The organism is Maribacter forsetii DSM 18668, from assembly GCF_000744105.1.
GTDB classification, from domain to species: domain Bacteria; phylum Bacteroidota; class Bacteroidia; order Flavobacteriales; family Flavobacteriaceae; genus Maribacter; species Maribacter forsetii.
In genome coordinates this window covers 1,614,955-1,626,080 of the sequence record NZ_JQLH01000001.1, presented here as the reverse complement: position 1 = coordinate 1,626,080, position 11,126 = coordinate 1,614,955, and the positions used below count along the sequence as shown (strand labels likewise).

The following is an 11,126-nucleotide window of genomic DNA, read 5'->3' as shown; positions in this document are numbered from 1 at the left end:
TAAAATGAAAAAAACTATCCTAAACCTTAAAACCTTTGCTGCCGCAATACTTACCGCTGGTTTAATGACAGCTTGTAGCAGTGATGACGATACCGTAGTTACACCTGATACAGATACCGAGGAACCAGAAACAGAAGAATCAGTTGAAGAAGAAGATCCAAGATGGATTACCGTTGCAGGAGCAAAAATGGGAGAAGATCCAGGTGATGGAAACGGAGGTACTTTAATTTACGCTGTTACTAGTGTTGATGCCAAAGACCCTACAGTTTCTATTGACCCTTTTGAAAATGGATTTATAGCACCTTCAAACAGAACGGCAAGATTGCAATCTTCTGAAGATGGAAATACCATTTTCAATATCAGCTACGCAGGTGATACTGGCGGAAATTACACTAAATATACTGTTGAAGGCGGACAAACATTTACCCCATCAGGTTCTGAAGTTAGTATAGCTCCTTACGTTGGTACAGCTCCCCGTTGGATTAAGTTATTTGACGGAGATCAAACTGGTGCAGCTGTATATGTATCAACAGAAAACGAATTTGACGAGAATGATGCCTATACCCGTACCGAGGCTACCATTGGCGTAGTAACATTAGATTTGGTCAACTCTTCTATTAAAGAATTTCAAGAGCACAGTGTTCCGTTGTCTACTGAAGAAGAAGCTGCTGGATACTATATTTCTAGAATTGATATGCCAACATTAAATGCAGCAGGAGACAAATTATATATTGGTGCTCGTTTAAGCAAAGTAGATCCTGCTACTGCTGAAAGTGATAGTGATTATGAAATATTAGGTTCTAAAACAATTGTGTTAGATTACCCTTCACTATTGAATCCTTCAGTTATTACATCAACTGTAGGTCATGGAAATACTAATGGATACCGTAGTATTAATGCTTTTGAATACAATGGTAGTGTATACCAAGCAAATCAAAGTGACCCAGAAGGTTCTTATATTTTAAAAATCGATGCTGACAATGAGTACGATGACACGTACGACTTTAACCTAGATGAAGCTTTAGGCATTGAAGGAGCTTATGTACTTGCATGGAGACCTGCTGCAAATGGAAAAGCAGTTGTAGCTTACCGTCATAATGGATCTGCAGAAGGTGTTGCTGGTCTTCAAGGATTTTTTGCTCTTGTAGATTTAAACGCTCAAACTGCAGTAAGAATTGACGATATACCTTATGACCCAGATTTCTACTTATTTCAATATCAAGGATTTGTAGTTGAAGGAACAGAGATATATCTTACTCAAGGTGCTGTTGGACAGAATGGAAATATCTATGTTGTAGATACAGAAACTGGTGCTGTTACTAAAGGTGCTGAACTTGTGAATACTACGGGAAGTCACTTTATTGGGGTATTCTAGTATATCAAAAGATACCTCTATTAAAAAACCGTTATCAAGACAATTGTTTTGATAACGGTTTTTTTATTTCTTTCTACTACTAAAATTACGGTTAGGTTTTCTGTTTCTTCTTTCGAGCAGCTGGGAACAATACATTATTCAATATTAAACGATAACCAGGAGAAGTTGGATGCAACTCCAGCTCCGTTTTAGGATCCCCTACCCTATGTTGGTAATCTTCCGGATCGTGTCCGCCATAAAAGGTAAAAAATCCCTTTCCTTTAATTCCGTGTATATATCTAGCTTCCTCATTAAGTTTATTTTCCCCTAACACCAAAACAGTCGGCTTAATTTCAGAACGTGTAAAAGCAGTTGTTTGCCCCATGAACCCTTTTACCAAAGAAGTATGATTCTGGCATAACATCGTAGGTACAGGGTCCCATTTAGCCGAAAAATCCATCAAAGAAAAGTAATCTGACTCCTTTGGTACATTGCCTCTTTTATTGGTCATATCTATAGAAGAAAATTCATATTTCAACGGACTACGTTCTAGAATAAAATCTGTGAAAGCAAAAGTTTTTCCATAATCTAAGCTTGCTTGATAGTTGGGGTCAGAAGCATCACCATCAAACATAGGTTCTACAATATCAACACCGTCAGCAGCCAAGGCTATATCAAAACTATCGGTTGCCGAACACATGGCAAACATGAATCCTCCGCCAATTACATAATTTCTAATTTTTAAGGCAACGGCTCTTTTTTCATCGGATACTTTCTCGTAACCTAACTTCTTAGCCAACTTTTCTGCATTTTTCTTCCCTTCAATATACCATGGTGTTGCTCTGTATGCTCCGTAAAACTTACCATACTGACCAGTAAAATCTTCATGATGCAAATGCAACCAATCATACAGTGCTAGCTTATCTCCAAGCACTTCTTCATCATAAATGGTAGTATAAGGTATTTCGGCATAGGTCAATGCCATGGTTACCGCATCATCCCAAGGTTGTTTATCTTTTGGTGAATACACCGCTATTCGTGGAGCTTTTTCTAAAATTACCGCATCTTGATTAATAGAAGGGCTACTGATTTCATCTAAAATTCCATTTGCTTGTCCGTCCGATAAAATTTCAAAACTTACGCCTCTAATCTGGCACTCCTTTCTAATACTTTCTCCGTCTGGCAATAAAAAAGAACCACCACGGTAATTCAATAACCACTGTACTTTTTGTTGCTTTGCCAGTACCCAATATGTAATGCCATACGCTTTTAAATGATTCTTTTGACTATCAGCATCCATTGGTATTAAAATAGATGATGCGAACATTTGTAATGCAAAGAAGAGGAATAAAACAGAGGTAATTAATTTACGCATAAAGTTTTCTAAAACTATTCACTCAAAGATATAGTAAAATCTTTTGAGCAGTATTTAAGATGCAGTTAAAGCTATTGTAATTAAGTTAACGAGATTTTTTATAAATCAATTGCTTTAAAACCAAAAAAGTCTCCCAAATGGAAGACTTTTAAACTTTTAAATATATGCTATTTTAAAAAGGAACATCATTATCCTCATCTAAATCTGGACTATTGTTCATACTACTACCAAAAGCATCATCTGCACTTGGCAAGTTTTTAGTAGCAAACGGATTCTCTTCATTTGCATTCATTTTGGATTGAAATTCGAAAGGAGAATCAAAATCATCAAGGTTATCGAATTTACCTTGATTACCGATAAACTTCAATCTAATATTTTCCAAACCACCATTACGGTGTTTTGCCACAATAAATTCACCCTGACCTTGTGTTGGAGTACGTTCTTCATCATCCCATTCTTCAATCTTATAGTACTCCGGTCTATAGATGAACGATACAATATCGGCATCTTGCTCAATCGCTCCAGATTCCCTCAAATCCGAAAGAATAGGTCTCTTACTACCTCCACGTGTTTCAACGGCACGCGATAATTGGGATAGTGCAATTACAGGAACGTTCAATTCTTTTGCAAGGGCTTTCAAGTTTCGAGAAATAGTAGAAATTTCCTGTTCCCTGTTTCCTCCTTTTTGACTACCACCAGCTGTCATTAACTGCAAATAATCGATCATGATCATTTTTATACCATGCTGAGAAGCAAGACGTCTTGCCTTTGCACGTAAATCGAATATAGATAACGACGGGGTATCATCAATGAACAAAGGAGCTTTTTCCAAAGTTTTTACCTTTACGTTTAACTGCTCCCACTCATGCTTTTCTAGCTTACCGGTTCTTAATTTTTCTGAAGACAAACCTGTTTCAGAGGAAATCAATCTAGTAATCAACTGTACTGAGGACATCTCCAAAGAGAAGAAAGCTACAGGAGTGTTTGTATTCACGGCCATATTTCTTGCCATAGATAAGGTAAAAGCCGTTTTACCCATACCAGGACGTGCTGCAACGATAATTAAATCACTTGGCTGCCATCCAGATGTTAGCTTATCCAACTTATCAAATCCGGATGCAACACCACTCATTCCCTCTTTACCGGCAATCTCTTCAATTCGTTTTTTAGCCTGTATTACCAAATCTTGAGCAGTCTCCGCAGAACGCTTTAAGTTACCTTGGGTAACATCATATAATTTTGCTTCGGCAGTGTCTAACAAATCAAAAACATCTACAGCTTCATCATATGCCTCTTCAATTATTTCACCTGAAATTTTGATCAAACTACGCTGAATAAACTTCTGAAGAATAATACGTGCGTGAAACTCAATATGAGCGGATGAAGCTACTTTTTGAGTTAATTTTATCAAATAAAAATCGCCTCCACAGACCTCTAGCTTACCAGCTTTCTTAAGTTGTGACGAAACGGTTAATAAATCTATAGGTTGCGACTCTTCAAAGAGAATGAAGATAGCCTCATAAATGAATCTATGAGCGTCTTTATAGAATACATCTGGGTGTAAAATATCAATAACTTCATCAACACCTTTTTTATCTATCATCATAGCACCCAACACAACCTCCTCTAAATCAATAGCTTGTGGTGGAATTTTGCCTTTTTCAAGACTTATAATATTAGATTTGTCAATCTTTCGAGCGACAAAAGGTTTCGTGTTCTCCATAGTGCGAAAGTATACAATTAACCTTTAGTTAACGTGAAAAACATCAATTTCGATGTTCACAGTTGACTAACAATTGACTGTTAATAAGTTACAATTTTCTGTTGATAACATAAAAAAACCGAGGAATAAAATCCTCGGTATATTTTTAAGAAGCCTAAAATGCAGATTAGCCGTTAAAAACGCCCATTTGTGCGTATTTATCCATGCGTTGATTTACAAGTTCTTTTGGTGATAACTTTTGAAGATCTTCAAAATGAGAAGAAATTTTATTTTTTACCGTTTCAAAAGTTTTAGGTCTGTTGGCATGTGCTCCACCTGCAGGCTCACGAATGATTTCATCGATCAATTTCAACTTTTTCATATCGGTCGCTGTCAATTTTAAAGCCTCGGCAGCTCTTTCTTTATATTCCCAGCTTCTCCATAATATAGAAGAACATGATTCTGGTGAAATTACAGAATACCAAGTATTCTCTAACATTAACACCTTATCACCAACACCTATACCTAATGCACCACCAGAAGCACCTTCACCTATAATTACAACAATTACAGGTACTTTAAGGCGAGTCATTTCAAGAATATTTCTTGCAATTGCCTCTCCTTGACCTCTTTCTTCTGCCTCAATACCTGGGTAAGCACCCGGTGTATCTATTAAGCAAACTACAGGTACTTGGAATTTTTCAGCAGATTTCATTAATCGTAAAGCCTTTCTATACCCTTCTGGGTTGGCCATACCAAAATTTCTATACTGACGTGTTTTTGTATTATATCCTTTTTGTTGACCAATGAACATATAGCTCTGATCACCAATTTTACCTAAACCACCAATCATAGCCTTGTCATCCTTTACGGTACGATCACCATGAAGTTCCAAGAACGTATCTCCACATATGGCTTTAATATAATCTAATGTATAAGGTCTATTTGGATGTCTAGATAACTGTACTCGTTGCCAAGCAGTTAAATTCTTATAGATATCTTTTCTAGTTTCGGTAAGTTTCTTTTCAATCTGTTTACATGTCTCGGTCACATCAACATCACTTTCCTCTCCAATGATCATGCACTTGTCCAATTGTTCTTCCAACTCTTTGATCGGAAGTTCAAAATCCAAATATTCCATATTTCTATAAAGTTTCTTTAGTTGCGGCTCAAAGATAAAACTTTAATACCTAAATCTTGGGTACCCTTTTTTTAATATTTGTTCTTTGTTTTAAAATACCGTTCGCAATGACCGTACTGAGTATGATTAAGGCTCCCACATAAAACATAGGTTTCATTTTTTCTTCTGATCCAAATATAAACCAAGCTAAAAGAATACCATAGACCGGTTCTAGATTTGTTGTAAGCATAACCGTATATGGAGTTAAAACACGCATAATCTTTACCGATGCAATAAAGGCATACGCCGTACAAATAAGCGCTAATACTACTAAATAAACCCAATCCATTTGCGGCAGGGTTATTAATGACAGACTAAAATCGCCCTTAACAATTAAAATTATTGATAAGAAAACCATGCCCACGCCTAATTCATAAAAAGATATAACCGATGGACGATGAGTTTGAACCAGCTTACCGTTTATCAATGAAAAAACCGCTGCCAAAAATGCCGATATCAATGCGATGACCATACCAAAAACATATTCTGTTTCTACCTTAAATATTAAATAGAGCCCAGCAACGACCATTAAACCGAAGAATATCTCATAGCCAATTATCTTTCGCTTATACCAAAAAGGCTCCATTAAAGCTGTAAAAAAAGCACCTGTAGACATCATTGCCAATGCTACAGATACTGTAGAGACTTTAATTGCCAAGAAGAAGGTTACCCAATGTAAAGCAACAACCACTCCCCCACCTAACAACCACCAAAATGTTTTCTTTGAAACTTTTAAACTGAATTTGGCAAAAAGTATATATACTGCTATAAATAAGGTTGCCATACCCATTCTAATCCACACCAAGGGTAATGAATCTATAGTGATTAACTTTCCTAGAATGGCTGTAAAGCCCCAAATAAAGACAATGAAATGTAAGTGTAGTAGATTAAGTATTCTATCTTTTTGCATTTTGAAGTAGATAAAATGCCAGACATCCAAAAACTACATTAGGTATGATAACCGCAAGTAAAGGAGAAAAGCCCGATTGCTCTGCCAGTACACCGAATACCTTATCAAAAAATATAAATATAAAAGCAATTAAAATACCAAATGCTAAATTAGCCCCCATACCGCCACGTCTTTTAACCGACGATACCGAAACAGCAATAATAGTCAATATAAAAGCTGTTAACGGCAGCGCCCAACGCTTATATTTAACCAAGACGTAGGTATTAATATTAGATGCACCCTTTCTCCTTTGGTCCTTAATAAAGGTGTCCAATTCAAAAAGATTCTTTGTTTCTGCAACGTATGAAACCGGGGTAAGATCACCTATATCAAAAGCAAAAATGGTATCTAACCTACGTTTACTTTCAATAATTGCCGTATCCCCCATAATGGTACGTTTTTTATAAGAAGTTAATCGGTAACTAGAATCTTTATCTACCCATCTAATATTTGCGGCAGATATTTTAAAATCTAATTCATTGTTTTCTTTAAAACGCTCAAATGTAAAATTATGACCCAACTGCCTAGCCGGATCAAAACTACTCACATAAATAAAATCGGTTTCATTGAGTTGATTAAAGATATTGTTGGTGACCCGATCTTGTTTGCCTTTTTTAAGGTATTTGTATTTAAATTCATTGAAGCCCACACTAGCGTTGGGTACAATGAACATGGTCATAAAGAACATTAAAACAGCTACCATAGAAGCCCCAATAATGTAAGGTCTTAAAAACCGACCATAAGAAACCCCGGAACTTAATATGGCAACAATCTCGGTATTGTTAGCAAGTTTAGAGGTAAAGAAAATTACGGATAAGAATAGAAAAATAGGGAACAATAGATTACCAATGTAAATGGTGAAATTCACATAATACATAACTATTTCATTCAACGGCGCTTCATTATCGATCATTTTACCGATCTGTTCTGCCAAATTCACCATAATACCAATGGGAATGAATAACAAAAGCATTAGCGAAAAAGTCGCGATATACCTTTTTAGAATGTATTTATCTATTATTGATAGCATTATAGCCTTTTATCCATTTGTTTTACCATCATATCTTTCCAGGTTCTAAAATCTCCTGCAATTATATGTTTACGCGCTTCACGCACCAACCACATATAAAAGCCTAAGTTATGAATTGTGGCAATTTGTTTACCCAAATATTCATTAGCAGCGAATAAATGTCTTAAATACGCTTTAGAATATTCACGGTCTACAAAGGTAGTTCCCATTTCATCAATAGGAGAAAAATCATCTTCCCACTTTTTGTTCTTAATGTTAATGGTACCGTGGGCCGTAAACAACATTCCGTTTCTAGCGTTTCTAGTAGGCATCACACAATCAAACATATCTATGCCCAAGGCTATATTCTCCAAGATATTAATAGGTGTACCAACACCCATAAGGTACCTTGGTTTATCTTCTGGTAGAATTTCACACACCACCTCTGTCATACCATACATTTCTTCAGCTGGCTCACCAACAGATAATCCGCCAATTGCATTCCCTTCAGCTCCTGCATTTGCAATATATTCTGCAGATTGCCTTCTTAAATCTTTATAAGTAGACCCTTGTACGATAGGAAAAAATGTTTGTGCATAATCATACTCAAAAGGTGTTTTCTCCAAATGATTGATACATCTATCTAACCACCTATGCGTCATATGCATAGAACGTTTGGCGTAGTTATATTCACATGGGTAAGGCGTGCACTCATCAAAGGCCATGATAATATCTGCACCGATTACACGTTGAATTTCCATCACATTCTCTGGCGTAAACAAATGCATGGATCCGTCAATGTGCGATTTAAACTTGACCCCTTCTTCTTTAATCTTCCTATTTCCGGATAAAGAATATACTTGGTAACCACCACTATCTGTAAGAATATTTCTATCCCAACCCATAAATTTATGGAGTCCGCCAGCTTTCTTTAAAATCTCAGTTTTGGGTCTAAGAAATAAATGATAGGTATTTCCAAGAATAATATCTGGATTTACCTCTTCTCTTAATTCTTTTTGATGCACTCCTTTTACAGAGGCTACCGTGCCCACCGGCATAAATATGGGGGTTTCAATAGTACCATGATCGGTAACAATAGTACCTGCCCTAGCTTTTGATTGTAAATCGGTATTGTGTAGTGTAAACTTCAAAATTTCTAAATCTAGCTGCAAATATAATGAACTGTCTTTGGGAAAAACTTAATAAAAAGCAAAGATGTCAATGAAACCAATAAATTACGGAGCGTGACTTTATAAAATTGAAATTGACCCAAATGGAATACAAAACAATAAAGATATTTAACCTCCGTTCTGATGGTATAACGAGAAATGGAACATTTGGTATCGTATTTGCTACATGTACCACTTAAAACAACAACGATATGAAAAAAACAATTTTAGTTGCCTTCATGGCACTCTCTGGGTTTTATGGAATGGCACAGGGTGATTCGGGATTTGGTATTAAAGGAGGATTAAATTACAACGCAAACGGAGATTATTTTGAATCTGCGGGAGATGTTGCTAGAAATCCTGATAGAAACATTGGGTACCATGTAGGTATCTTCGGAAAAATTGGTGCTTCTAAAGTTTATGTTAGACCAGAGTTGGTATATACTAAAACAAAGTCTGATTATGACGGAGCTGATTTTGACATGAGCAAATTAGATGTGCCGGTATTATTAGGCATCAACTTGGTTGGACCGTTGCATGTTTTTGCTGGACCTAGTTTTCAATACATTTTAGATACTGAATTTGACGGTATTACTATTGACGATGTGGAAAATGATTTTTCAGTTGGCATGAATATTGGTGCTGGAGTAAACCTTGGTAAATTAGGGATAGATTTACGCTATGAGAGAGGGTTTAGTGACAACGAAGCTTCATTTATAAATACCAACATTACAAATCTAGGTCCAAGTAGAATAGATACTAGACCAGATCAATTGATATTGAGTTTGTCTTTAACGATGTAAACAAAACAACAAGAAACAAAAAACCTCTTAAGAATACTTAAGAGGTTTTTTTATGCTTTAGAATAAATTTCTATAAGTCGTTATCAAGATGATCGGGAGTTCCGTCACCATCCGTATCAAGGAAACCAACAAAATTACCATCGGCATCCAACTCAATTTCGTCAATTGTTAAAATACCGTCACCGTCATCATCGGTATCATTAAAGTTTGCTAAAAACACCGTAAATCCTTCTAAGTCTTCATCAGTATTATCATCAGTAAGATTACCGTTTCCGTTTATATCTTCTAAAATTGAAGGAATTCCATCACCATCAAAATCTGAATCTGGTTCATATGTAAATGCATCTACCTTAAAAATTAGTGGCGAATATGTTGGTACTACGGTATTAGGAGATGAATCAAAATAAGCTAATGCCGCTGGCATAAAAATAGCCCCAATTCCATATCCTTCATAACTAACGGTACCATCTCCATTTTCTATAGGACCGTTACCTGTTTGGAAGTTTTTCATACCGTTACCAAAACCTTGCACTACAGAAGAAAGATTAAAGCGAATTGGTTGATTAACGGAAGCATCAAAAAGAGTACCATCCAATAATAATCCTTCATATCTAAGAATACAAAAATCACCAATTGTTGGTTTGCCTTCAGCTACTCCTTGTCTTACTACAAGTGTGTAAAGAGTTTGATCAACTACCTCATCATCATCCGGTCTCCCCAAATTTTCAGAATCAACAGTAATTGTTTGAGTAATTAAATTAGGACTATCAAAAAGTGATTGTCTAGAACTGTTGTCGCCAGCAATAGTATCGAATTTTATCTTAAAATCGAATCCTTCTGGTGGCGTTTCAAACTCATCATCATTATAAAAATGAGTCTTCAAAAACTCTATAATCTCAGCATCATCCTCTATGGTAACTTCACTCAATAACCTTGGTGGTACAACTTCACCAATAGCATCATCATCATTTCTACATGAACCTAAAATAATTAAGCCAGCTATTAGTAAGTATGCATTTCTTAATTTCATCAATAATTTATTTTGAACGCGCAAGATACAATTTTCCCCTATTTTTGTTTGGAAGTTAACAAAGAAATGCAACCTATAATGCGCATAGATAAATTCTTGTGGAGTATACGATATTTTAAAACACGTAACATTGCATCTACCGCATGCAAAAAAGGTCATGTGAAAATTAACGGTAACACTGCCAAGCCGGGCAAAGAAGTTTTTCCGATGGATGAAATAGTAGTGCGCAAAAATCAAATTGATTATAAACTTACTGTTCTTGACATACCACCAAGTCGTGTTGGCGCAAAATTAGTAGACATATACAGAAAAGATACTACACCAAAAGAAGCCTTTGAGCATAATGAACTATTGCAATATTCAAAAGACTATTATCGTAAAAAAGGAATTGGTAGACCCACAAAAAAAGATAGGCGAGATATTGATGATTATCTAGAAGGTCCTTCAAATACAAATGATGACCAAACAGCAGAACCCAATATTAAAAGTAAAGAAACAGAAGATTAACAAAAACTTTTAAAAACATACCTATCTTTATTGTTTTAAGAATAGCAA

General features: G+C 35.8%; 10 protein-coding genes. 3 read left to right on the top strand and 7 right to left on the bottom strand.

Annotated features, from left to right (window positions below):
- The first annotated feature begins 4 nt into the window (after positions 1-4).
- A complete protein-coding gene (locus P177_RS06855; protein ID WP_036153278.1) occupies positions 5-1,375 on the top strand; it encodes a hypothetical protein in 1,371 nt (456 codons plus the stop codon).
- A gap of 91 nt (positions 1,376-1,466) precedes the next feature.
- Here P177_RS06855 and P177_RS06850 read toward each other — a convergent pair whose 3' ends face one another.
- The 6 genes from P177_RS06850 to tgt form a co-directional block, all read right to left on the bottom strand.
- Entirely contained in the window at positions 1,467-2,729 is a 1,263-nt protein-coding gene (locus tag P177_RS06850; RefSeq protein WP_036153275.1) for a hypothetical protein, read from the bottom strand.
- Positions 2,730-2,901: 172 nt separating this feature from the next.
- Positions 2,902-4,452, bottom strand: coding sequence for a replicative DNA helicase (gene dnaB, locus P177_RS06845; RefSeq protein WP_036153273.1), 1,551 nt, complete (start codon positions 4,450-4,452; stop codon positions 2,902-2,904).
- Between the two features lie 166 nt (positions 4,453-4,618).
- Positions 4,619-5,572 (bottom strand): acetyl-CoA carboxylase carboxyltransferase subunit alpha, encoded by a 954-nt coding sequence (locus P177_RS06840; protein ID WP_036153271.1) that lies wholly within the window; start codon positions 5,570-5,572, stop codon positions 4,619-4,621.
- Between the two features lie 49 nt (positions 5,573-5,621).
- Positions 5,622-6,521, bottom strand: coding sequence for a DMT family transporter (locus tag P177_RS06835; RefSeq protein WP_036153269.1), 900 nt, complete (start codon positions 6,519-6,521; stop codon positions 5,622-5,624).
- On the bottom strand, positions 6,508-7,590 hold the full coding sequence (locus tag P177_RS06830; RefSeq protein ID WP_036153266.1) for an LptF/LptG family permease: 1,083 nt from the start codon (positions 7,588-7,590) through the stop codon (positions 6,508-6,510). The genes P177_RS06835 and P177_RS06830 overlap by 14 nt, the downstream gene beginning before the upstream one ends.
- Complete coding sequence (tgt, locus tag P177_RS06825) at positions 7,590-8,720, bottom strand: tRNA guanosine(34) transglycosylase Tgt (protein WP_036157955.1); 1,131 nt, start codon at positions 8,718-8,720, stop codon at positions 7,590-7,592. Before tgt ends, P177_RS06830 begins: the two co-directional genes overlap by 1 nt.
- A gap of 230 nt (positions 8,721-8,950) precedes the next feature.
- On the opposite strand from tgt, the gene P177_RS06820 reads away from it, so the two are divergent.
- Positions 8,951-9,541: an outer membrane beta-barrel protein gene (locus tag P177_RS06820; protein ID WP_036153264.1), complete on the top strand. Its 591-nt coding sequence runs from the start codon at positions 8,951-8,953 to the stop codon at positions 9,539-9,541.
- Between the two features lie 70 nt (positions 9,542-9,611).
- Here P177_RS06820 and P177_RS06815 read toward each other — a convergent pair whose 3' ends face one another.
- Positions 9,612-10,571 carry an FKBP-type peptidyl-prolyl cis-trans isomerase gene (locus P177_RS06815; protein ID WP_036153262.1) on the bottom strand — a complete coding sequence of 320 codons (960 nt, stop codon included), beginning with the start codon at positions 10,569-10,571 and terminating at the stop codon, positions 9,612-9,614.
- Positions 10,572-10,649: 78 nt separating this feature from the next.
- Here P177_RS06815 and P177_RS06810 point away from each other — a divergent pair, with 78 nt between their 5' ends.
- Positions 10,650-11,078 carry an RNA-binding S4 domain-containing protein gene (locus P177_RS06810; protein WP_051941947.1) on the top strand — a complete coding sequence of 143 codons (429 nt, stop codon included), beginning with the start codon at positions 10,650-10,652 and terminating at the stop codon, positions 11,076-11,078.
- The last annotated feature ends 48 nt before the right edge of the window (positions 11,079-11,126 follow it).

Coding starts and splice junctions, on each gene's coding strand:
- P177_RS06855 (WP_036153278.1), top strand. CDS start 5: ATGAAAAAAACTATCCTAAACCTTAAAACCTTTGCTGCCGCAATACTT.
- P177_RS06850 (WP_036153275.1), bottom strand. CDS start 2,729: ATGCGTAAATTAATTACCTCTGTTTTATTCCTCTTCTTTGCATTACAA.
- dnaB (WP_036153273.1), bottom strand. CDS start 4,452: ATGGAGAACACGAAACCTTTTGTCGCTCGAAAGATTGACAAATCTAAT.
- P177_RS06840 (WP_036153271.1), bottom strand. CDS start 5,572: ATGGAATATTTGGATTTTGAACTTCCGATCAAAGAGTTGGAAGAACAA.
- P177_RS06835 (WP_036153269.1), bottom strand. CDS start 6,521: ATGCAAAAAGATAGAATACTTAATCTACTACACTTACATTTCATTGTC.
- P177_RS06830 (WP_036153266.1), bottom strand. CDS start 7,590: ATGCTATCAATAATAGATAAATACATTCTAAAAAGGTATATCGCGACT.
- P177_RS06820 (WP_036153264.1), top strand. CDS start 8,951: ATGAAAAAAACAATTTTAGTTGCCTTCATGGCACTCTCTGGGTTTTAT.
- P177_RS06815 (WP_036153262.1), bottom strand. CDS start 10,571: ATGAAATTAAGAAATGCATACTTACTAATAGCTGGCTTAATTATTTTA.
- P177_RS06810 (WP_051941947.1), top strand. CDS start 10,650: ATGCGCATAGATAAATTCTTGTGGAGTATACGATATTTTAAAACACGT.